The sequence below is a fragment of the Streptomyces similanensis genome (assembly GCF_039543625.1).
GTDB classification, from domain to species: Bacteria; Actinomycetota; Actinomycetes; order Streptomycetales; family Streptomycetaceae; genus Streptomyces; species Streptomyces similanensis.
In genome coordinates this window covers 41,676-63,216 of the sequence record NZ_BAABKC010000046.1, presented here as the reverse complement: position 1 = coordinate 63,216, position 21,541 = coordinate 41,676, and the positions used below count along the sequence as shown (strand labels likewise).

Sequence of the window (21,541 nt, the reverse complement as noted above, 5' to 3'; positions counted from 1 at the left end):
GCACCGGCCCGCCCGGGCCACCCAAGTCGATCTGCGACACTGGATGCACCATGCCCAAGCCCGGAGAACTCACTTTCGTCGCCCCGCGCGGAGCCAAGAAGCCGCCGCGGCACCTTGCCGATCTCTCACCTGCCGAGCGCAAGGAGGCCGTCGCCGCGATCGGCGAGAAGCCGTTCCGTGCCAAGCAGCTCTCGCAGCACTACTTCGCGCGGTACGCGCACGACCCGGAGCAGTGGACCGACATCCCGGCCGGCTCGCGGGAGAAGCTGCGGGAGGCGCTGCTGCCCGACCTGATGTCGGTCGTGCGGCATCTGTCGACCGACGCGGGCACCACCCGCAAGACGCTGTGGCGGCTGTTCGACGGGACGCTGGTCGAGTCGGTGCTCATGCGCTACCCGGACCGGGTGACCATGTGCATCAGCTCGCAGGCGGGCTGCGGCATGAACTGCCCGTTCTGCGCCACCGGACAGGCGGGTCTGGACCGCAACCTGTCGACCGCCGAGATCGTGCACCAGATCGTGGACGGCATGCGCGCGCTGCGCGACGGCGAGGTCCCGGGCGGCCCGGCGCGGCTGTCCAACATCGTCTTCATGGGCATGGGCGAGCCGCTCGCCAACTACAAGCGTGTCGTCGGCGCGATCCGCGCCCTCACCGACCCCGAGCCCGACGGGCTCGGCCTGTCGCAGCGCGGCATCACCGTCTCGACGGTCGGCCTGGTCCCGGCCGTCCACCGGTTCGCCGACGAGGGCTTCAAGTGCCGGCTCGCCATCTCCCTGCACGCCCCCGACGACGAGCTGCGCGACACCCTCGTGCCCGTCAACACGCGGTGGAAGGTGCGGGAGGTGCTGGACGCGGGCTTCGAGTACGCCGCGAAGTCCGGGCGCCGGCTGTCCATCGAGTACGCGCTGATCCGCGACATCAACGACCAGGCCTGGCGCGGCGACCGGCTCGGCCGGCTGCTCAAGGGCAGGCCGGTGCACGTCAACTGCATCCCGCTCAACCCGACCCCCGGCTCCCAGTGGACCGCCTCGCGGCCCGAGGACGAGAAGGCGTTCGTCGAGGCGATCGCCGCGCACGGCGTGCCGGTCACCATCCGGGACACCCGCGGCCAGGAGATCGACGGCGCCTGCGGCCAGCTCGCCGCCACCGAGCGGTAGTCTGAGCGCGTACACACATCTTCATATTCCGACAGGGGAGCGCCACAGCGCTGAGAGTGCGGCACCGGCCGCAGACCCTCTGAACCTCGCCCAGGTCATTCTGGGTAGGAAGTTCGGTCATCACTCGAGCTGTTGCGCCCTGCCCGGGCATCCGCGCGGATGCCCGGGCAGGGCCGCGTCTCTTCCTGGCCACCATCCAGGAGGAAAATCCAGTGCACACCAAGACGTTCGTCGCGGCCGCGGTCGGGCTGGGACTGGTCACGCTGTCCGCGTGCGGATCGTCCGGCGGCACGAGCGCCGCCGACTCCAAGACCGTGACCCTGGTCAGCCACGACTCGTGGAAGGCGTCCAAGAGCGTCATCGCGGAGTTCGAGAAGTCCTCCGGCTACAAGGTGCGGGTCCTCACCGACGGCGACGCCGGACAGGCCGTCAACAAGGCCATCCTCACCAAGGACAACCCGCAGGGCGACGTCTTCTTCGGCGTCGACAACACCCTCCTGTCCCGCGCCCTGGACAACGGCCTCTTCCAGCCCTACGAGGCCAAGGGCTCCGACCGGATCGAGGCGCCGTACCGTGCCGACGGGGCCAAGCACCGGGTGACCCCCATAGACACCGGCGACATCTGCGTCAACTACGACAAGAAGTACTTCGCCGACCACAAGCTGGCCCCGCCCGCCACCTTCGACGACCTCGTCAAGCCGCAGTACCGCAACCTCCTCGTCACCGAGGACGCCGCCGCCTCCTCGCCCGGCCTCGGCTTCCTGCTCGGCACCGCCGCCAAGTACGGCGACGGGGGCTGGCAGGCGTACTGGAAGAAGCTGAGGGCCAACGGCGTCAAGGTCGTCTCCGGCTGGGAGCAGGCCTACGACCAGGAGTTCTCCGGCTCCGCCGGCGGCCGGAAGGCCAAGGGCGACCGCCCGCTGGTCGTCTCCTACGCCTCCTCGCCGCCCGCCGAGGTCATCTACGCCCAGCCCCGCCCCAAGACCGCCCCGACCGGCGTCGCCCAGGGCACCTGCTTCCGCCAGGTCGAGTACGCCGGACTGCTCGCCAACGCCGGCAACACCAAGGGCGGCAAGGCCTTCCTGGACTTCCTGGTCAGCAAGCGGTTCCAGGAGGACATGCCGCTGAACATGTTCGTCTACCCGGTCCTCCAGGGCGCCCGGGTGCCGGCGGAGTTCACCCAGTACGGCCCGCAGGCCAAGGACCCCGAGACCATGGCGCCCGAGAGGATCGCCGCCCACCGCGACCAGTGGGTCAAGTCGTGGACCTCGCTCGCGGTGAAGTGACCGGCGGGCGACGCCGGCGTGCGGGGAACGCGGCGCGGCTCGGCCTCATGGCCCTGCCCGTCGCGTTCTTCGCGGTCTTCTTCGCCTACCCGGTCGCCGCGATCGTCCGGCGCGGCCTGCGGATCGACGGCGCCTGGCGGTTCGGCCGGATCGCCGACGTCCTCGGCGACGCCGGCATCCGGCACGTGCTGTGGTTCACCACCTGGCAGGCGCTCGCCTCCACCGCGCTCACCCTGCTGATCGCGCTGCCCGGCGCCTACGTCCTGGCCCGCCTCGACTTCCCCGGCCGGCAGATTCTGCGCGCCGTGGTCACGGTGCCGTTCGTGCTGCCCACCGTCGTCGTCGGCACCGCCTTCCTCGCCCTCCTCGGCCACGGCGGCCTCCTCGACCAGCTGTGGGGCGTACGCCTGGACACCACCGTGTGGGCGATCCTGCTGGCCCACGTCTTCTTCAACTACGCCGTCGTGGTGCGCACCGTCGGCGGCCTGTGGGCGCAGCTCGACCCGCGGCAGGAGGAGGCGGCGCGGATGCTCGGCGCCTCGCCGCTGACCGCCTGGCGCACGGTCACCCTGCCGGCGCTGGCCCCCGCCGTCGCCGCCGCCGCGCTGATGGTCTTCCTGTTCACCTTCACCTCCTTCGGCGTGGTGCAGATCCTGGGCGGCCCGACCTTCTCCACCCTGGAGGTGGAGATCTACCGGCAGACCTCCGAGATCTTCGACCTGTCCACCGCCGCCGTGCTCACCCTCGTCCAGTTCGCGGCGGTGGGCGCGATCCTCGCCGTGCACGCCTGGACCGTACGGCGCCGGGAGGGCGCGCTGAAGCTGGTGGACGCCGCCCTGACCGCCCGCAGGCCGCGCGGCGCGGGGCAGTGGACGCTGCTGGCCGGAGTGCTCGCCACCAGCGCCGTACTGCTCCTGCTGCCGCTCGCCGTGCTCGTGCAACGCTCCCTGACCGCCCCCGGCTTCGGCTACTACCGGGCGCTGACCGACCCCGACGGCGGCGTCTTCCCCGTCGCCCCGATCAGCGCCGTCGGCACCTCCCTGTCCTACGCCGCCGCGGCCACCGCCATCGCCGTGGTGATCGGCTCGCTGGCCGCCGCCGCGCTCACCCGCCGGGACGCCGGACGCCTGGTACGCGGCTTCGACGCGCTGCTGATGCTGCCGCTCGGCGTCTCGGCGGTGACCGTCGGCTTCGGTTTCCTGATCGCCCTGGACAAGCCGCCGCTGGACCTGCGCCAGTCCTGGATCCTGGTGCCGCTCGCCCAGGCCCTGGTGGGCGTGCCGTTCGTGGTGCGCACCATGCTGCCGGTGCTGCGCGCGGTAGACGCACGGCTGCGGGAGGCCGCCGCCGTGCTCGGCGCGTCCCCGTGGCGGGTGTGGCGGGAGGTCGACCTGCCGATGGTGCGGCGGGCGCTGCTGGTGGCCGCCGGGTTCGCCTTCGCGGTCTCGCTGGGCGAGTTCGGCGCCACCGTGTTCATCGCCCGGCCCGACAACCCGACGCTGCCGGTCGCGGTGGCCCGGCTGCTGAGCCGGCCCGGCGACCTCAACTACGGGCAGGCGATGGCCCTGTCGACGATTCTGATGGTGGTGTGCGCCGTGGCCCTGCTGCTCCTGGAGAGGCTGCGGACCGCCGACCGGAGCGGGGAGCTGTGATGCTGCTGAGTCTGGAGACCGCCACCGTGCGCTTCGGCGGGCGGGCGGTGCTCGACGGCGTCGGTCTGGCGGTCGCCGAGCACGAGATCGTGTGCGTGCTCGGCCCCAGCGGCAGCGGCAAGTCGACGCTGCTGCGGGCGGTGGCCGGGTTGCAGCCGCTGGACGCCGGGCGGGTGCTGCTGGACGGCCGGGATCAGGCGGCGGTGCCGGTGCACCGGCGCGAGGTCGGGCTGATGTTCCAGGACCACCAGCTGTTCCCGCAGCGCGACGTGGCCGGCAACGTCGGCTTCGGGCTGCGGATGCACGGCACGGCCAAGGACGAACGGGTCGCGCGCGTCGCGGAGTTGCTGGACCTGGTCGGGCTGCCCGGGGCCGGCGGCAGGTCGGTTGCCGCCCTGTCCGGCGGCGAGCAGCAGCGGGTGGCACTGGCCCGCGCGCTCGCTCCCCGGCCGCGGCTACTGATGCTGGATGAGCCGCTCGGCCAGCTCGACCGCACCCTGCGCGAGCGGCTCGTGGTCGAACTGCGCGAGCTGTTCGGCCGGTTGGGCACCACGGTGCTCGCTGTCACGCACGACCAGGGCGAGGCGTTCGCGCTCGCCGACCGGGTCGTGGTGATGCGCGACGGCAGGATCGCCCAGTCCGGCACCCCGCTGGAGGTGTGGCAGCGCCCGGCGGACGCCTTCGTGGCCCGCTTCCTCGGTTTCGAGAACGTCGTCGAGGCGAGCGTGGACGGCCGGGTCGCGATCACCCCCTGGGGAAAGGTGCCGGTCGCCGAGGGCGCCGCGGCGGGCACGCGTACCCTGCTCGTCCGGCCGGCCGGCGTCCGTCTGCTCCCCGCCGGTGAGGGCCTGCGCTGCACGGTCGCCGCCCGCGCCTTCAAGGGCACTCATGTCGCCGTCCACCTCCAGCCCGCGGACGCGCCGCGCCTGGAGGCGGCCTGTGCGCTGCGCTCGGCGCCGGAGGTCGGCGACGAGGTGGGGGTGGAGTTCGACCCGGCGGACGTCGTGCTGCTGGACTGAACCCGCCGGGCCGTACCGACCGGTCTGCCGGCCGCGGCCGCGGCCGGCGGGTGCGGACGTGGGCGTCAGCGGGCGCTGCCGGTCCCGCGCCGGCGCAGTCCGTAGAAGACGGCGCCGCCGCCGACGACGACCAGGGCGACGGCGATGCCGGCGATCAGCGGGGTGCGCGAACTCGTGCCGGTCTCGGCGAGGTGGGAGTCACCGGCCGCGGGCGAGGGCGCGTTGTCCACGGTGGTGCCCGCCGGGGCGGTGCTGCTCTGCGAGGGGACCGGGACCGGAGTCCGGGCGGCGGGCGTCGAGGGCGCCGCGGAGGTGGCCGGCGCCGACGGGGTCGCGGTGGCCGACTGCTCGGGTGTGCCTGGCTTCGCCGGGGAGGCGGGGGCGCTCGGGGTGGCCGACGCGCACGCGGCGGACGGGGTCCTGAGGTTCGGCTCGATGTCTTCGTCGACCAGCTTGCCGCCGGCCTTGACGCGGACGCGGTACTCGGCGTTCGGCTGCCAGTCCTCGGTGAACGAGACGGTGGCGCCCCGGGCGGTGCCCTTGACCGACCGCGGTGTGCCGATCCGCTTCACGTCCGCGCCGTTGTTCTCCAGGAAGACGGTGACGACGGCCGGGGCGCCGGAGGCGTCCTTGTCGGTGACGACGATGACACCGTTGCCATCGACGCACTTGGCTTCGGCGGAGAACTCGCTGATGTCGCAGGCGAGCGCGGTGCCCGCCGCGCCGAGGGCGAGGGCGGCGGACGCGGCGGCGACGCACAGGGCGCGCAGGGGTCGTGCGGTGCGGCGGGATATCGACAAGATGGCCACTGTGCCCTTCACGGGAGGTGCGGTTGCGGGGGGTGAAGGGGGGTGGTGGGGCGGCCACGGGACGTCGAGGAGTGCCCCGGCACCCCCAAGAGGCCCAGATCTATAGGCGCTCGGACAGCAGTGTCAACGCGCCTGCCCCGCAAGGGCGTTGACTTTGCCCGTTCATTAACCGCCGTGACGTTTGAGCGCGTGGTGAATGGGTCCGATCCGGGCGGTGGGGGTGATAGGGCCCGCCCGGGCGCATCCCGCCCGGGTCGGAGCGAATCCCTCCGGGGCCGTCCGGGTCAGCCCTGGACCACCGCCGGGTCCATCCACATGACCTCCCAGGTGTGCCCGTCGAGGTCGTCGAAGGCGCGGCCGTACATCTGGCCGTAGTCCTGGATCCGGTCCGACGCCGTGCCGCCGGCCGCGACCGCCTTCTCGACCAGCTCGTCCACCTTCTCGCGGCTCTCGGCGCTCAGACAGATCAGCACCTCGCTGGTCCGGGTGGAGTCCACGATCTCCTTCTTGGTGAACTCGGCGTAGTGCTTCTTGCTGAGCAGCATGGCGATGATCGTGTCGCTGATGACGACGCAGGTGCAGTCGTCGTTGGAGAACTGCGGGTTGATGGAGTAGCCGAGCGCGCTGAAGAACTCCTTCGACGCGGCCACGTCGTCGGTCGCCAGGTTCACGAAGATCATCTGCTGGTACATGGTGGGGTCGCTCCCGTCGTGGGCGGTGCCGTGCGTGCTTACGCAGGGGTAGACGCGACGGGCTCGCGGAACTCATCGCCGTTCGGCCAACTTTTTCCGGCGGTCCTCCCGAGCGCCGGGGCGGTCGCGTCAGCGGGTCAGGGGCAGTGCGGCGAGGGTGGCCACCGCCCAGGTCAGCGGCACGAACAGGGTCAGCACGGCGGCGGTGCGCAGGGCGGCGGCGGAGCGCAGCACGGCGGCGGGCGCGCCCAGGCGCCGCAGCGCGGAGGTGGTGCCGAGGCGCAGCTGCCGCGCCTCGACGGCGGCGATGAGCAGGGCGGCCACCGCGCATCCGGCCACGAGCAGCGCGCCCAGCGCGGTGAGCGGGCCGAGGGGCCCGGCGGCCCGGCCGTGCAACGTGATCAGGGCGTACGCCGCCGAGGCGACCGCGCACAGCACGCCGAGCGGTCCGCCGATCCGGACCGCCTCCGCCATCAGGACCCGCCCGGCCAGAAGGCGCACCGCGCCCGGCCGCACCGCCTGGAGCAGCCGGCCGCACAGATGGGTGAGGCCGGGGCCGGCGAGGGCGAGCCCGGCCGCGGTGAGCAGCCAGCCGGCGAGGACGGGCGCCGATCCGGCGGTGAGGCCGCCGGGCAGTGCGGCGCGGGCGGCGGTGCCGGCCGCGCCCCCGGCGTAGGTCTCGACGGTGAGGCCGGCGGCGAGCACGGCGATGCCCCAGGGCAGGCCGGTGGGGGCGCGGTCGGGCGGGAGCGGACGGCCGGGGTCGTCGTCGGCGCCCGCTCCGGTGACCGTGCCGCTTCCGGCGGCGCCCGCTCCGGTGGCCGTCCCGCTTCCGGCGGCGCCCTCTCCGGTGACCGTGTCGCCGTCGTCGCCGCGGCCGTCGTCGCCGGAAGCGGCCGTCTCCGGCGCGGGGCCGGCGGGGCCGGCGGTGCGGGCGGGGCCGGGCCGTGGTTCGCGCGGGCGCAGGGCGGCGGCGACGGCCGCGGAGGCGAGCGCCGGGACGGCGGCGAGCAGGAGCAGTGTGCCGGGCACCGGCAGCCGCTTGCGGGCGGCGAGGAAGCCGTGGGCCGTGCCGTCGACGGGGAACGGCCAGCCGGGCAGGTCGCCGCGCAGGGAGAGGAAGAGCAGCAGCGCGAGCAGCGCGCCGAAGGCCGAGGACAGGGCGGTGGTGCCGGCCGAGACGGCCAGCAGCCGGGCCGGGCCCAGGCCGAGCGCGGACAGGGCGCTGCGCGGCCGGGTGCCGGGGTCGGTGCGGGCGACGGCGACCGCCAGGTGCGCGGTGGCGGCCAGCGGCACCGCGCACCAGGCCAGGCGCAGCAGCGCGGCGGAGGGGTGGTCGGGGTGGCCGAGGGCGTGGCCGAGGCTGCTCAGGAGCAGGAAGCCGGTGCCCGCCGAGGCCGCCACGACGGTCAGGCGGCGCAGCTGGACGGCGGGGTGGGCGACGCGGATCAGACGGAGAGCGAGCACGCCGCCCGGCCTTCCGTGGTGTCGCCGGCCGGCGGCAGGTGGACGGTCTTCACGCAGCGGCCGTCGAGCAGGTTCACCGTGCGGTCGGCCAGGGCCGCGGTCTCCGCGTCGTGGGTGGCGAGCACGACGGTGATGCCGTGCGAGCGGGCGGCGGTGGTGAGGGTGCGCAGCGCGTGGGCGCGGTCGGCGCGGTGCAGCGGGGCGGTCGGCTCGTCGGCGAACAGCACCGTCGGCGCGGGGGCGAGCGCGCGGGCGACGCAGACGCGCTGGCGCTCGGCCTGGCGCAGCTGGTGCGGGCGCTTGCGGGCGAGTTCGCCGGCGTCCAGGCGGTCCAGCCACTCCAGGGCGGCCACCTTGGCCCGGCGCCGGGTGGAGCCGCGCAGCATCAGCGGCAGGGCGGTGTTCTCCCAGACGTTCAGCTCCGGTACGAGCACGGGGGCCGGGTCGATCCAGCCGAACCGGTCGCGGCGCAGCCGTTCCCGGGCGAGCGGGCCGAGGGTGTGCACGGGGGAGCTGTTGAACCAGACCTCGCCCTCGCGCACCCGGACCATGCCGGACAGGCAGCGCAGCAGCGTGGTCTTGCCGCTGCCGCTCGGGCCGCCGACGGCGAGGATCTCGCCCTGCCGGACGCCGAGCGAGACGCCGGCGAGTGCGGGCGAGCCGTCCTTGTGGGTGTAGTGCAGGGCGCGGGCCCAGAGCACGTCGTTGTCCGGCGGGGCCACCATGGCGTACACCTCGGTTCGGATCAGAAATGCCGCGCGTTGCCGTACGGGTCGGGGATCCTTCGTACGAATCCCCCGTACGAGGGAACGAAGGCGAAGCCGATCGGTCACTGAACGCTAGGCAGCCGACGCCGGGAGCCCGGACAGCACACGGCCCCGGGCCGCCGTTTCCCACTCGAACGGACGGCTCCGGGGCCGGTGATGATCATCTGATCGGAGGCACGCGCCTCAGCCGCGCGCCCTCAGCGCGCGCCTGTGGCGCTCACCGTGACGGGAGGGTCACAGCTTGGTCCAGGCCTCCGTCAGCGTGGCGCGCAGGATCTGCTCGATCTCGTCGAAGGTCTCCTGGTTGGAGATCAGCGGCGGGGCGAGCTGGACGACCGGGTCGCCGCGGTCGTCGGCACGGCAGTACAGACCGTTGTCGTACAGCGCCTTGGACAGGAAGCCGTACAGGACGCGCTCGGTCTCCTCGTCGTTGAAGGACTCCTTGGTGTGCTTGTCCTTCACCAGCTCGATGCCGTAGAAGAAGCCGTTGCCGCGGACGTCGCCGACGATCGGCAGGTCGTGCAGCTTCTCCAGCGTGGACAGGAAGGCGCCCTCGTTGTCCAGCACGTGCTGGTTGATGCCCTCGCGCTCGAACAGGTCGAGGTTGGCGAGGCCCACCGCGGCGGAGACCGGGTGGCCGCCGAAGGTGTAGCCGTGCAGGAAGGTGTTGTCGCCCTTGTAGAACGGCTCGGCCAGGCGGTCGGAGATGATGCAGGCGCCGATCGGGGAGTAGCCCGAGGTCATGCCCTTGGCGCAGGTGATCATGTCCGGGACGTAGCCGAACTTGTCACACGCGAACATCGTGCCCAGGCGGCCGAAGGCGCAGATGACCTCGTCGGAGACGAGCAGCACGTCGTACTGGTCGCAGATCTCGCGCACCCGCTGGAAGTAGCCGGGCGGGGGCGGGAAGCAGCCGCCGGCGTTCTGCACCGGCTCCAGGAAGACGGCCGCGACGGTGTCGGGGCCCTCGAAGAGGATCTGCTGCTCGATCTGGTCGGCGGCCCAGCGGCCGAAGGCCTCCGGGTCGTCCCCGAACAGCGGGGCGCGGTAGATGTTGGTGTTGGGCACCTTGTGCGCGCCCGGCACCAGCGGCTCGAAGGGGGCCTTCAGCCCCGGCAGGCCGGTGATGGACAGGGCGCCCTGCGGGGTGCCGTGGTAGGCGACCGCGCGGGATATGACCTTGTGCTTGGTGGGCTTGCCGACCAGCTTGAAGTACTGCTTGGCGAGCTTCCAGGCGGTCTCCACGGCTTCACCGCCGCCGGTGGTGAAGAACACCTTGTTCAGGTCGCCCGGCGCGTAGTCGGCCAGGCGCTCCGCCAGCTCGACGGCCTTCGGGTGGGCGTACGACCACACCGGGAAGAACGCCAGTTCCTGGGCCTGCTTGAAGGCGGTCTCGGCCAGTTCGGTGCGGCCGTGGCCGGCCTGGACCACGAACAGACCCGCGAGACCGTCGAGGTAGCGCTTGCCCTTGTCGTCGTAGATGTAGGTGCCCTCGCCGCGCACGATGGTCGGCACGGGCGAGTTCTCGTACGAGGACATGCGGGTGAAGTGCATCCACAGGTGGTCGTACGCGGTGCGGCTGAGGTCCTTGCTCACGGTTATCGGGTTCCCCACATGTAGGTCTGCTTCTTGAGTTTCAGGTAAACGAAACTCTCGGTGGAGCGCACGCCGGGCAGGGCCCGGATGCGTTTGTTGATGACGTCCAGCAGGTGGTCGTCGTCCTCGCAGACGATCTCGGCGAGGATGTCGAACGAGCCCGCGGTCATCACCACGTACTCGACTTCCGACATGTCAGTCAGCGCGTCCGCTATGGCCTCGACATCGCCCTCGACGTTGACGCCGACCATCGCCTGCCGGCGGAAGCCCACGGTGAGCGGGTCCGTGACGGCGACGATCTGCATGACGCCCTGGTCCAGCAGCTTCTGGACGCGCTGGCGGACGGCCGCCTCGGAGAGGCCGACCGCCTTGCCGATCGCGGCGTAGGGCCTGCGGCCGTCCTCCTGGAGCTGCTGGATGATGGCGAGGGAGACGGCGTCCAGCTGGGGGGTGCCGTTCCCGTTGCGGGACTCGCGGGACGAGTCCCTCTGCTCTGCGCTTCGACTGGCCACGACCTCACTGTGCACGACGTCTCGACAGTTTTGCAAGGCGTGAGCGATGTAATTCGTTGTTGTGATGCCAGATCTTTGCGGATTTCGCAGAAGTCACGGCGGTGGGGGTGTTGAAAACGTGGCCGCGGCGACTAGGGTGGGTGTCTCAGCGATTGGACACCTGAACCAGCCAAGGAGGGCCGGCAGTGAGCACCGAGCTGCGTCGTCTGCGCAACTACATCGACGGTGAGTTCCGGGACGCCGCCGACGGACGGACCACCGAGGTGGTCAACCCCGCGACCGGCGAGGCGTACGCGACCGCGCCGCTGTCCGGCCAGGCGGACGTCGACGCCGCCATGGCCGCCGCCGCGGCGGCCTTCCCGGCCTGGCGCGACACCACCCCGGCCGAGCGCCAGAAGGCCCTGCTGAAGATCGCGGACGCCTTCGAGGAGCGCGCCGAGGAGCTGATCGCGGCCGAGGTGGAGAACACGGGCAAGCCCATCGGGCTCACCCGCTCCGAGGAGATCCCGCCGATGGTCGACCAGATCCGCTTCTTCGCGGGCGCGGCGCGCCTGCTGGAGGGCCGCTCGGCCGGCGAGTACATGGAGGGCCTGACCTCCATCGTGCGCCGCGAGCCGATCGGCGTGTGCGCGCAGGTCGCGCCGTGGAACTACCCGATGATGATGGCCGTGTGGAAGTTCGCCCCGGCCCTCGCCGCGGGCAACACGGTCGTCCTCAAGCCGTCGGACACCACCCCCGCCTCCACGGTCCTGATCGCCGACATCATCGGCTCGGTCCTGCCCAAGGGCGTCTTCAACGTCGTCTGCGGCGACCGCGACACCGGCCGCCTCATGGTCGAGCACCCCACCCCGGCGATGGCCTCCATCACCGGTTCGGTACGGGCCGGCATGTCGGTCGCCGAGTCCGCCTCCAAGGACCTCAAGCGGGTCCACCTGGAGCTGGGCGGCAAGGCCCCGGTCGTGGTCTTCGAGGACACCGACATCGACAAGGCCGTCGAGGACATCTCGGTCGCCGGCTTCTTCAACGCCGGCCAGGACTGCACGGCCGCCACCCGCGTCCTCGTGCACGAGTCGATCCACGACGAGTTCGTCGCCGCGCTCGCCAAGGCCGCCGAGGAGGCCAAGACCGGGCAGCCGGACGACGAGGACGTGCTCTTCGGCCCGCTGAACAACCCCAACCAGCTCAAGCAGGTCGCCGGCTTCATCGAGCGGCTGCCCGCCCACGCCAAGGTCGAGGCCGGCGGCCACCAGGTCGGCGACAAGGGCTACTTCTACGCCGCGACCGTCGTCTCCGGCCTCAAGCAGGACGACGAGATCATCCAGCAGGAGGTCTTCGGCCCGGTCATCACGGTCCAGTCCTTCAGCGACGAGGACCAGGCCGTCGAGTGGGCCAACGGCGTCGAGTACGCGCTGGCCTCCTCGGTGTGGACCAAGAACCACTCCCGCGCCATGCGGATGTCCAAGAAGCTCGACTTCGGCTGCGTGTGGATCAACACCCACATCCCGCTGGTCGCCGAGATGCCGCACGGCGGCTTCAAGAAGTCCGGCTACGGCAAGGACCTGTCGGCGTACGGCTTCGAGGACTACACGCGGATCAAGCACGTGATGACGTCGCTGGACGCGTAGCGCTCCGCGGGCGGGACGGCTCGGACGGCGGACGCGGGGGCTTCCCCCGCCCCCGCGGTCCGAGCGGCGCCCGCCGTACGACCCGCGACCCCGGACGGAGGACGGACCGTCCGGGGTCGCGCCATGCCGTCGGCCGTCCCGTCGGTCGCACGGCGCGGGGCTGCGGGTCTGTTGGGGCTTCCGGGGCTACCGGGGTGGCGGGGGCTCAGGGGTTCCCGGGGCTCAGGGGTTCCGGGGTTCGCGGGCGGGTGAGGGCGGCCCGGCCGGTCGGGCGGGCCGGCGGGGTGCGCGGGGGCTCGTCGGGTGCGTGGGATCCGGCTGGGTGCGGCCGTCGGCCGGGTGGGGTCTGGCTCGGTGCCGTCGTGCTGGCCGCTGGCCGAGGTGGGGGTCTGGCTCGGTGCCGTCGCGTTGGCCGCCGACCGGGTGGGGTCCGGCTCGACGCCGCCGTACTGGCCGTCGGCCGGGGTGCGGTCCGGCCGGGCCTCGGCATGCCGGCAGGGCGGCCGCCGGCCGGGTCTCCCGGAGCCGCCGGCCAGGGCTGATCGACAACGTGTCGCCTCCGCACCGGTGGGCTCGACGGAGCGTCGATTGTCCCGGTCCCGGCGGTCGCGGCATGCTGCGCCAATGCCCCGGACACCGATGACGCCCCTGAAGCCGCTCGCGAGCGCGCCCGCACCCTCCCGCCGTTCCCTGCTGCGCGCGCTCGGCGCCGCGTCCGCGCTCGGCGCGCTCGCCGGCTGCGGGGTGCCCGCGGCCTACGTCCGGCCCGGCGACCGCTCCGCCCCGGACACCTCCGCCACCGACAAGCACCTGACCTGGTCGAACTGGCCGCTCTACATCGACACCGACGACAAGAACCCCAACCGGCGGCCCACCCTGGAGGGCTTCGAGAAGCGCACCGGGATCTCGGTGCACTACTCGGAGGAGATCAACGACAACGACGAGTTCTTCGGCAAGATCAGCCCCGCGCTGATGAACCACCAGAAGCCGGGCCGCGACCTCATCGTCATCAGCGACTGGATGTGCGCGCGGTTCGTGCGCCTGGGCTGGGTGCAGCAGATGGACCGTGCCCACCAGCCCCACGTGGCCGCCAACCTGGACCCGCTGCTGCGCTCGCCCGCCTTCGACCCCGGGCGGCGGTTCACGGTGCCGTACCAGTCCGGCATCACCGGCATCGCCTACGACCGCCGCAGGCTCGGCCGCGAGATCCGCGCCGTCTCCGACCTGTGGGCGAGCGACCTGAAGGGCAGGGTGACGCTGCTGTCCGGGCTCGACGAGGCGTTCGCGCTGCTGATGCAGGGCAACGGCGTCGACATCCGCACGTGGCGGGCGGCGGACTTCCACCGGGTGTGCGACCAGGTCGAGAAGGAGGTGGCGCGCGGCCAGATCCGCCGCTTCACCGGCAACGACTACACCAAGGACCTGGTCAGCGGCGACGTCCTGGCCTGCCAGGCCTACTCCGGCGACGTGATCCAGCTCCAGGCGGACAACCCCGACATCCGCTTCGTCGTCCCCGAGGAGGGCGCCGAGCTGTGGTCGGACTCCCTGATGATCCCCAATCTGGCCGCCCACAAGGCCAACGCGGAACGCCTCATCGACTACTACTACGAACCCGAGGTCGCCGCCGAGCTGGCCGCCTGGGTGAACTACGTGTGCCCGGTCCCGGCGGCCCGGGAGGTGCTCGCCCGGTCCAAGGACGAGGACACGGCCGCCCTGGCCGACAACCCCCTGATCTTCCCCGACTCCACCATGCGCCGCCGCCTGGCCGTCGCCCGCGACATCACGTCCACGGAACGCCTGGAGTTCGCCCGGCGCTGGAACAAGATCGTGGGGTTGTAGGCCACGGCGACGCGGGCCGCGGGGCGGACACCCCGCGGCCGCCGCTCAGCCGCCGCTCAGCCCCCGTTCGACGGGCCGAAGAACTCGATCTCGGCCAGGGAGACCTGCTTGCTCGACGAGGTCTGGTAGGCCGACTCGATGATGAAGCGGACCGCGGTGACCTTGCCGACCCGGAACGCGCGGCGCTGGCCGCCCGCGCCCTGGTCGAGGGTGAGTTCGCGCTTGGTCGTCTTGCCGTCGGCCAGGGTGATCAGCGCCTCGACGCGGTGCGGCAGCGCCGACTGGGAGAGCTGGTCGGGACGGATCGACACGCCCGGCGTGATGATCAGGTCCAGCAGCCGGGTCGGCTCGGAGAACCGCGCCTCGATCCACTGGCCCTGGCCCGACTCGGAGACTCCGGGACCCCACCAGGTGTTGTTGAGCTTGTCGAAGGCCAGCTCGGGCTTGTGCCCCGGGTAGGAGCGGGACGCCGTGACCTTGTCCGGCGCCACCGGGGCCCGCTTGGCGAAGTGGTCGCGGGTCGCCTGGACGCCTTGCGGGATGTGCACCGCCAGCACGATCAGCAGCGTCAGGACGACGGCCGCGACCAGCCAGGCCAGGATCCGGTCGAAGGCGCGGCGCAGTCGGGGGCGGTCGCCGGCCCACGGGGCCTCGCGGTTGCCGGCCGACGTCAGCCGCCGCCACCAGGGCAGCCGGCCCGGCGTCTGCCCGCTGCCCGCCATCGGCATCGCGCAGCGGGTGCAGTAGTGCCGGTCGGGCCGGTTGCGCGTGCCGCACCACGGGCACGGCGCCCCGCCGTCGGCGCCCAGTTCCTCGCCCGGGGCGCGCACCGTCTGCGGGCGCTGGGCGACCGGGCGGCCCGGCAGCACCGGGGCCACGGCGGGGGACGGCGCGGCCTGCGGGGACGGGTCGGCGACCGGGATGAGCAGCTGCCGCGCCCGGTCGGTCATCCCCTCGTCCGTGCCGGGCTCCGGAGCGGCGGGCAGGGGCGTGGTGGTGGCGTTCCCGTCCGTGGCCGGGGTGGCGGTGGGCACGGAGGGCTGGGGAACGGTGTCCGCCGACGGGGATGTGGCGGGCGAGCCAGGAGTGGGCTCCGCGGGGGCGGGAGTGGCGGGGTGCGGCACCGGGGTTTCCCCGGCGTCGGCCTGGCGGGAGGCGGGCGCGGACGCGGCCGGGGAGGGGGAAGGGGCGGTCGCGGGTTCCGCCGTCGGCGGTTCGGCGGGGCGTGCCCCGGCCGGCGCCGCAGTCTGCGCCCCGGCGGGCTCGCCGGAACCGCCGCCGGCACTCGTCTGCGCCTCGGCGGCCGCCGCCGAGGCCGTCGCCGTCGCCCCGGCCGGCGTGCGCGGCGCCGAGCGGTCCGTCCAGCTCAGCACCGCCCCGCAGGCGTCGCAGAACGACTGGCCCGGTTCCGCGCGGGTGCCGCAGTCGGCGCAGTTCTGGGTGGTCGTCATCGTTCGGAGGTCCTTTCGGCGGGGACGGCGGCTTCCGTGGGGGTCACCTGAACCGTGTACGGCATGTGGGCGGGGCGGGCGGCGGCCACCAGGGTGTCCAGGCGGTGCCGGTCCGCTGTGGTGGGGTGGGGCAGCCGCAGATGGACGTGCAGGCGCGGGCGCGTCTCGCCGGGCACCGGACCGAGCGGGCGGGCGCTCCAGTCGGACGCCCCGCTCTCGCTGATCTCCGGCACCACGCCGAAGGCCAGCCGCACCGCCTCCGACAGCCCGCGCCGGGTGCCGCGGATGCGGTGCAGATACGCCGCCGCGGCCACCGCCGCGCGCAGCAGCGGCTCCGGTTCGCCGCCCTCGGTCTCCGCGCCGACCCAGCCGGCCAGCCAGCGGACGAAGTCCAGCGGGGCGACGGACGGGCGGAAATACGTGTCCAGGCAGTCCAGCACGCTCAGGATCGGCGCCATCACCTCGTCCAGACCGCCGACGAAGCGCTGCGCGAGGTCGTCGTCGGCGAACACCGCCGGCAGCATCATGCCGATCGGCGCGGACGAGCCGAGACCGTCGATGGAGCCCCGCATCAGGCACCGTCCCCGATCACACGCACCCGGTGGTCGAAGGAGAACACCAGCGAGGGACGGGACAGGTCGATGCGGTCCGTGGCCTCGCCGCGCTTGCCGGTCAGCGGGTCGGCGGGGTGCAGCACCACCTGGTCGACCAGCTCAACCCCCGGCACCCGCTGGAGCACCGCGAACACCTCGCCGGACTGGACGGGCCGCCCGAAGGGCCAGCCGGCCCCGTCGGCGCCGCCGGTGAGCGGGTCGAGGTGCCGGTAGAGCGCGTCGTGGGCGTCGCGGCGCACCCGGTCGGTGTCCACGCCCCGGAAGGCGTGCACCGTCGCCACCACCGTCACACCCTGGTAGTACGGCGGCCCCACCGCCAACCGGGTCCCGATCAGGCGCCGTTCGTCCAGGTGCCGGGTGATCCGGTCCAGCAGGGCGTCGCCGGGCACCAGTTGCTCGAAGCGGAGCCGGCCGCCCGGGTCGGCGACGGCCTGCGGCACCACCAGCACCCTGACCGCGTAGGCGCCGTGCTCGCCCTCCTCGCCCTCCAGGCAGGTGATGCGCGCCGTCTCCGGCGCGGCCCGGCGGGCCAGCTCCTCGTAGTCGCGCAGGGTCACCGCACGCTCCTGGGCGCGCAGCGTGATCGGCGCGCGGACCTTGGCCTCCGCCACGGTCTCCCCGTCGACGCCGCCGCGCGCCGCCTCGCGGTTGACGACCTCCGAGACGTACGGGATCGAGGTGCGCAGGATCTGCACCGCGCCGCGGGCCACGTTCCCCGCCCGGCCGCCGCCGGTGCGGTAGCGGTGGGCGCGGATCGGGGAGCCCTTGGGCGCCACCGCGCCGTACTGGCGCAGCGAGCCGTCCGGTTCGCGCACCGCGGGTCCGAAGGCGATCTCGCCGGTGGTGGCGTCCAGGGTGACGTGCCGGTCCTCGGGTCCGGAGGCGGCGAAGTTCGGCACCACCCGCCAGTCCCGCCAGCCCTCGTGCTCGGCGGTCTGCAACAGCACCGGCGGATCGTCGCCGACCACGGGCGCGTGCGTCAGGCGCAGCCGCTGCCCGGGCAGCCCGGTCGACTCGCCGAGCGCCTCGTCGTACACCGTTTCGGCGTGCACGACGGCGGTGGTGCCGCCGACGGTGAACGCCTCGGCGGCGCGGACCGTCGGCGAGGTGGTGTAGAACGGCTGGCCGGGGTGGGGCTCGGTGACCCGGCAGCGCAGCCAGCCCGCCTCCTGACCGGCGTTGCGCGAGAGCACGTGTCCGCCGGGGACGTGCAGGATCACCTCGCCGGGCCGGTTGAGACCGCCCGTGCCGTCCCGGTCGACCTCGCACGGCCGCCAGCCGTCCGCCGTCCACGCCTCCCACACCAGCGGCGGCTGGCGCGGGTCCACGCCGACGCCGTCCACCCGGCTGTCCAGGTCCAGCGCGACGGCGCAGTGCGGCACCGCGGCGGACAGCCCGAGCAGCATGCAGTCGCCGGGGTCGGGCGACTCGGCGAAGCACAGCAGGTCCTTGCCCTCCTCGGCCAGGTCGTGCGTACGGTCCACCGCCGCCTCGCCCTGGTGCTGCACCAGCAGATGCCGCAACTCGCTCGGCACCACGCTCAGTTCGCGCTCGGTGGCGAAGACGACGGCCTCCTCGCTCTCGGTGCGCAGGGTGGCGACCTCGGTGCCGATCGGCACCGCCACCGGCTCCTCCTGCGGCGCCGCCAGCCAGAACGTGACGTCGGTGCGGGCCGCGGACGGCGGGAACAGGGTGATCCCGACCAGGTCCAGGAAGGCCAGGTGGTTCTTGTCCGGCACCCGGTTGAGCCGGTAGACGATCTGGTCGGCCATGTGGGCCACCGTCTCGACCAGGGTGACGCCCGGGTCGGAGACGTTGTGGTCGGTCCATTCCGGCGCGCGCTGCTGGATGTAGCGCTTGGCGTCGTCGACGAACTGCTGGAAGCGGCGGTCGTCGAGGTTGGGGGAGGGCAGTGCCATCAGCGGTCGCTTTCCGGAGCCGGGGAGGGGCCGCGGCCCTCCGGCTCGTCGTGGGACGGAATGACGTAGAAGGGGAAGACGAGGCTGCGCGGGTTGTTGGTGCCGCGGATCGAGTAGCGCACGTCGATGTAGAGGACGCTGCGGTCGCCGCCCGCCGTCACCTCCACGTCGTCCACCTCGATCCGCGGCTCCCAGCGGTCCAGGCTGGCGTGCACCTCGTGCTGGATGCGGCCCGCGGTCTGCTCGTTGACCGGGGCGAAGACCAGGTCGTGGATGGCGCAGCCGAAGTCGGGCCGCATCGGCCGTTCGCCCGGCGCGGTCGACAGCACCAGCCGGATCGCCTCCTCGATCTCCCGCTCCCCGCTGACCAGCGCGATACCGCCGGTCGGCCCGATCCGCAGCGGGAACGACCACCCGGACCCGACGAACTGCTCGGCCATCAGCGACCCACCCGCCTTCCGGGAACCCGGCAACCACTCGGAGAAATACGGTTGTTCACGGAATCACCATCGGCACCGGGATGGTGGTCACACCGAACACGGGCGAGGCCACCATCGTGGTCGGCGCCTTGATCGTCGTGTTGGCGGCCGAGGTGATCTGCACGGTGCCCCCGCCGGTGAGGTTGGCGATGCCGCCCGCCGTCAGGTTCAGCGCGCCCCCGGTGACGACCCCGATCTCGCCCGCGGCCCGCATGTTGACCATGCTCGCGCTCTGGATGCTGAGCGGGCCGCCGCTCTTGAGGGTCAGGCTGCGCCCGGCGGTCAGCGACAGGTCGGTGCCCGCCTCCACCGACACCGACCGGCTGCCCTTGATCGTCACCGAGCCCTTGCTGTCCACGATGATCTCGGTCTTCGTCCGGTCCAGGTTGATGGTCAGCCGCTTGTCCCCGGACACCAGCCGCACCCCCTGCTTGCGCAGGCCGGTCTTCTGGCTGAGCAGGTCCATGCGGTTGCCGTCGCGGTCGGAGACGGTGTGCCGGCTGGCCTTCTTGCGCACGGTGTCGTGCAGCGGCACGTCACCGACCACGGTCGGCTTGTCCCGGCCGTTGTACAGCCCGCCGATGACGAACGGATGGTCCAGCGCGCCCCGGTCGAAGGCGACCAGCACCTCGTCGTTGACGTCCAGCGGGAAGATCCCGCCGCCGCCGAGACCGCCCATCTGCACGGTCCGCGTCCAGTCGCTGACATACGTGTCGTCCAGCCACGGGAACTGCAACCGCACCCGGCCCTGCTTCAGCGGATCGTTCACGTCCGTCACCAGCGCGTTGGCCACACTCGGCAGCCGGGGCGCGGTGTCCGAACCGCCCGAGGCCAGCCCGTACAGCGAACGCCACTGCCGGCCGCTGACCGTCACCCACACCTCGTAGTGCTTGCCGTCGCCGAACACGTGCCGCACCGAGGTCACCGTGTACTTGCCCTCGAAGGGCACGCCGACCTCCGCGAGCGCCACCGGAACTCCCGGCCGCAGCAGCGGATTTCCGCGCGCGACGACCTCCAGCTCGCCGAACGAGCCGGTCACGTCGTCGGCGAGCGCGTCGGCCGCGAACTTCACCTCGTTCTGCTTGTCGTAGGGCGTGCCCGTCTCCACCAGCTTCGCCGCCCCGAACTTCCCGGCCGCGGCTCCCGGCGTGGTGCCGATGGTGATGCCCGGGTTGGCGGTGGCCGGCGCGGTCGCCGTCAGCTTCTTCTTCGTCGTCACGTCCCAGCCGCGCGCCTCCACCTTGCCCACCTGGTCGGAGGCGGTGACCGCGGCCCGCAGCCGCAGGATGTCGTGCCCGGCCTGGAGCACGAACGGGCTCTTCTCGCCGTCGGTGCTCGGCGACGGCGCCCCGGACGCCGACTTCGGCTTGACGAACTGGAACTTCCCCTTCGCGTCGACCGACATGACCATCTCGTTCTCGTCGGCCAGCCGCGCCAGGAAGTCCCAGTCGGTCACGTTGGACTGGCTGATGAACTCGTACACCGTCCGCGTCGACTCGATCTTCCCGACCGGCACCCCGTCCTGCGCGGCCAGCTTGCGGGCGATGTCGGAGGCGCTCTGGTTGCGGTACGCCGCCACCCGGCGCCGGCGCAGCAGCCGGTGCCCGAGGTCGTAGCCGCGGACGACGGTGAAGCTGCCGGTGCCGTCGTAGTCGGCCTCCAGACCGGTCACCTCGCCGGTCAGCAGCGGATCGCCGGCCCCGTCGCCGTCGGCCACCGGCGCCAGCACCACCTTCGTGCCGAACGTGATGCCCAGGTCGCCCAGCAGCAGCCGGTAGGGGTCGCGGAAGGTCAGCCGGAACGCCGCCGGGACGCCCACACCCTGGTCGACGTAGCTGTCCACGAGGTCGGCGGCGTACTCGGGCGGCAGCTTGGCGCCCCCGACCCGCACGTCGATGACGTTGGAGAAAGCGGACTGCACCATCAGGTACGCACCTCCTCGGCGGCCGGCATGATCAGCTCGGTGCCGGTCGGCAGACACTGCGGGTCGTCGATGCCGTTGACCTCGGCGATGGCCCGCCAGGCGGCCGCGTTGCCGTACTCCCGCCAGGCCAGCGACTGGAGCGAGTCGCCCGCCACCACCCGGTGCACCCGCTGCGCGGTGAGCGCGCCCGAGGTCGGGTTCTGCCCCTTGGTCCGGCTCGGGATCTCGTGCAGCTGCATCCGGCAGGTGGCGCGGATCGGCACGCCCGTCGTCCCGAACAGCGTGTAACTGGCCTCCACCGAGCTGACGTACGCCGTGAAACGGGCCGTCGAGAACGACCCCCACTGGAAGACCACCCACGGCGGCGACGGCTGCTTGGCCGCCACGCTCTGCGACGTCACCTCGCAGCACGACAGCAGCGACTCGACCTTCTTCAGCACCGAGTTGCTCGTCGGGTCGTCGGAGGAGTCCAGGAAGATCTCCAGGCTCATCTCGCGCGGATCGGCGCCCATGAACTCCGGGAGGGGGCCCTTGCGTTCGATCTGGGCCGGGGTGACCTTCCAGTTGGCGCGCCGCGTCATCGACAGCTGCGCCGGGTTGAAGTCGAAGCCGAACGTCTTGATGATCCCGCCGGGCGTCCTGCTCTTGCCCTTGGGCGGCTGGTGGATCGCGAGCGTGGCCCGCACCAGGCTCTTGCCCGCGCCGCCCCTGCTGCCTTTCGCCATGTGTCCGC

Annotated in this window: 18 protein-coding genes; 6 read left to right on the top strand and 12 right to left on the bottom strand. The window is 72.8% G+C overall.

Annotated elements, in window-relative coordinates; translation table 11 throughout:
- Positions 1-50: 50 nt before the first annotated feature.
- The 4 genes from rlmN (at position 51) to ABEB07_RS16775 (ending at position 5,114) form a co-directional block, all read left to right on the top strand.
- Entirely contained in the window at positions 51-1,157 is a 1,107-nt protein-coding gene (gene rlmN, locus ABEB07_RS16790) for a dual-specificity RNA methyltransferase RlmN (protein ID WP_345669074.1), read from the top strand.
- Positions 1,158-1,369: 212 nt separating this feature from the next.
- Positions 1,370-2,443, top strand: coding sequence for a thiamine ABC transporter substrate-binding protein (locus ABEB07_RS16785; RefSeq protein ID WP_345669073.1), 1,074 nt, complete (start codon positions 1,370-1,372; stop codon positions 2,441-2,443).
- Between the two features lie 47 nt (positions 2,444-2,490).
- Complete coding sequence (locus ABEB07_RS16780) at positions 2,491-4,095, top strand: ABC transporter permease (RefSeq protein WP_345669072.1); 1,605 nt, start codon at positions 2,491-2,493, stop codon at positions 4,093-4,095.
- Entirely contained in the window at positions 4,095-5,114 is a 1,020-nt protein-coding gene (locus tag ABEB07_RS16775; RefSeq protein WP_345669071.1) for an ABC transporter ATP-binding protein, read from the top strand. The genes ABEB07_RS16780 and ABEB07_RS16775 overlap by 1 nt, the downstream gene beginning before the upstream one ends.
- Before the next feature lie 65 nt (positions 5,115-5,179).
- Here the strand turns inward: ABEB07_RS16775 and ABEB07_RS16770 are convergent, their stop codons facing one another.
- The 6 genes from ABEB07_RS16770 to ABEB07_RS16745 form a co-directional block, all read right to left on the bottom strand.
- Positions 5,180-5,914 (bottom strand): LAETG motif-containing sortase-dependent surface protein, encoded by a 735-nt coding sequence (locus tag ABEB07_RS16770; RefSeq protein WP_345669070.1) that lies wholly within the window; start codon positions 5,912-5,914, stop codon positions 5,180-5,182.
- 293 nt (positions 5,915-6,207) lie between these two features.
- Positions 6,208-6,615, bottom strand: a complete 408-nt coding sequence (locus ABEB07_RS16765; RefSeq protein ID WP_176150688.1) for a VOC family protein — start codon at positions 6,613-6,615, stop codon at positions 6,208-6,210.
- Positions 6,616-6,744: 129 nt separating this feature from the next.
- Positions 6,745-8,082, bottom strand: coding sequence for a hypothetical protein (locus tag ABEB07_RS16760; protein WP_345669069.1), 1,338 nt, complete (start codon positions 8,080-8,082; stop codon positions 6,745-6,747).
- A complete protein-coding gene (locus ABEB07_RS16755) occupies positions 8,064-8,807 on the bottom strand; it encodes an ABC transporter ATP-binding protein (RefSeq protein WP_176150690.1) in 744 nt (247 codons plus the stop codon). Before ABEB07_RS16755 ends, ABEB07_RS16760 begins: the two co-directional genes overlap by 19 nt.
- Positions 8,808-9,083: 276 nt before the next feature.
- Positions 9,084-10,463, bottom strand: a complete 1,380-nt coding sequence (locus ABEB07_RS16750) for an aspartate aminotransferase family protein (protein ID WP_345669068.1) — start codon at positions 10,461-10,463, stop codon at positions 9,084-9,086.
- Positions 10,448-10,972: an Lrp/AsnC family transcriptional regulator gene (locus ABEB07_RS16745; RefSeq protein ID WP_164582714.1), complete on the bottom strand. Its 525-nt coding sequence runs from the start codon at positions 10,970-10,972 to the stop codon at positions 10,448-10,450. The genes ABEB07_RS16750 and ABEB07_RS16745 overlap by 16 nt, the downstream gene beginning before the upstream one ends.
- A gap of 170 nt (positions 10,973-11,142) precedes the next feature.
- Here ABEB07_RS16745 and ABEB07_RS16740 point away from each other — a divergent pair, with 170 nt between their 5' ends.
- Both ABEB07_RS16740 and ABEB07_RS16735 read left to right on the top strand, forming a co-directional pair.
- Positions 11,143-12,582: a gamma-aminobutyraldehyde dehydrogenase gene (locus tag ABEB07_RS16740; protein WP_345669066.1), complete on the top strand. Its 1,440-nt coding sequence runs from the start codon at positions 11,143-11,145 to the stop codon at positions 12,580-12,582.
- Between the two features lie 624 nt (positions 12,583-13,206).
- The gene (locus ABEB07_RS16735; protein WP_345669065.1) at positions 13,207-14,421 is read left to right on the top strand and encodes a polyamine ABC transporter substrate-binding protein; all 1,215 of its coding nucleotides are present in this window, start codon (positions 13,207-13,209) and stop codon (positions 14,419-14,421) included.
- A 56-nt stretch (positions 14,422-14,477) separates the two neighbouring features.
- On the opposite strand, the gene ABEB07_RS16730 is transcribed toward ABEB07_RS16735, so the two are convergent.
- From ABEB07_RS16730 to ABEB07_RS16705, 6 genes are read right to left on the bottom strand one after another with little or no spacing between them, the layout of a single operon-like run.
- A complete protein-coding gene (locus tag ABEB07_RS16730) occupies positions 14,478-15,872 on the bottom strand; it encodes an NADase-type glycan-binding domain-containing protein (RefSeq protein ID WP_345669064.1) in 1,395 nt (464 codons plus the stop codon).
- Positions 15,869-16,444, bottom strand: a complete 576-nt coding sequence (locus tag ABEB07_RS16725) for a phage tail protein (RefSeq protein WP_345669063.1) — start codon at positions 16,442-16,444, stop codon at positions 15,869-15,871. Before ABEB07_RS16725 ends, ABEB07_RS16730 begins: the two co-directional genes overlap by 4 nt.
- Positions 16,444-18,405, bottom strand: coding sequence for a putative baseplate assembly protein (locus ABEB07_RS16720; protein WP_164582289.1), 1,962 nt, complete (start codon positions 18,403-18,405; stop codon positions 16,444-16,446). The genes ABEB07_RS16725 and ABEB07_RS16720 overlap by 1 nt, the downstream gene beginning before the upstream one ends.
- Positions 18,405-18,845, bottom strand: a complete 441-nt coding sequence (locus ABEB07_RS16715) for a GPW/gp25 family protein (protein WP_176150697.1) — start codon at positions 18,843-18,845, stop codon at positions 18,405-18,407. Before ABEB07_RS16715 ends, ABEB07_RS16720 begins: the two co-directional genes overlap by 1 nt.
- A 55-nt stretch (positions 18,846-18,900) precedes the next feature.
- Positions 18,901-20,808: a VgrG-related protein gene (locus ABEB07_RS16710; RefSeq protein WP_345669062.1), complete on the bottom strand. Its 1,908-nt coding sequence runs from the start codon at positions 20,806-20,808 to the stop codon at positions 18,901-18,903.
- Complete coding sequence (locus tag ABEB07_RS16705) at positions 20,808-21,533, bottom strand: CIS tube protein (protein WP_164582283.1); 726 nt, start codon at positions 21,531-21,533, stop codon at positions 20,808-20,810. Before ABEB07_RS16705 ends, ABEB07_RS16710 begins: the two co-directional genes overlap by 1 nt.
- Between the last annotated feature and the right edge of the window lie 8 nt (positions 21,534-21,541).

What these genes read in the sequence shown, in the direction of transcription:
- ABEB07_RS16725 (WP_345669063.1), bottom strand. Translation starts at nt 16,444, where the DNA reads ATGCGGGGCTCCATCGACGGTCTCGGCTCGTCCGCGCCGATCGGCATG.
- ABEB07_RS16775 (WP_345669071.1), top strand. Translation starts at nt 4,095, where the DNA reads ATGCTGCTGAGTCTGGAGACCGCCACCGTGCGCTTCGGCGGGCGGGCG.
- ABEB07_RS16765 (WP_176150688.1), bottom strand. Translation starts at nt 6,615, where the DNA reads ATGTACCAGCAGATGATCTTCGTGAACCTGGCGACCGACGACGTGGCC.
- ABEB07_RS16735 (WP_345669065.1), top strand. Translation starts at nt 13,207, where the DNA reads ATGCCCCGGACACCGATGACGCCCCTGAAGCCGCTCGCGAGCGCGCCC.
- ABEB07_RS16755 (WP_176150690.1), bottom strand. Translation starts at nt 8,807, where the DNA reads ATGGTGGCCCCGCCGGACAACGACGTGCTCTGGGCCCGCGCCCTGCAC.
- ABEB07_RS16720 (WP_164582289.1), bottom strand. Translation starts at nt 18,405, where the DNA reads ATGGCACTGCCCTCCCCCAACCTCGACGACCGCCGCTTCCAGCAGTTC.
- ABEB07_RS16710 (WP_345669062.1), bottom strand. Translation starts at nt 20,808, where the DNA reads ATGGTGCAGTCCGCTTTCTCCAACGTCATCGACGTGCGGGTCGGGGGC.
- ABEB07_RS16730 (WP_345669064.1), bottom strand. Translation starts at nt 15,872, where the DNA reads ATGACGACCACCCAGAACTGCGCCGACTGCGGCACCCGCGCGGAACCG.
- ABEB07_RS16705 (WP_164582283.1), bottom strand. Translation starts at nt 21,533, where the DNA reads ATGGCGAAAGGCAGCAGGGGCGGCGCGGGCAAGAGCCTGGTGCGGGCC.
- ABEB07_RS16780 (WP_345669072.1), top strand. Translation starts at nt 2,491, where the DNA reads ATGGCCCTGCCCGTCGCGTTCTTCGCGGTCTTCTTCGCCTACCCGGTC.
- rlmN (WP_345669074.1), top strand. Translation starts at nt 51, where the DNA reads ATGCCCAAGCCCGGAGAACTCACTTTCGTCGCCCCGCGCGGAGCCAAG.
- ABEB07_RS16715 (WP_176150697.1), bottom strand. Translation starts at nt 18,845, where the DNA reads ATGGCCGAGCAGTTCGTCGGGTCCGGGTGGTCGTTCCCGCTGCGGATC.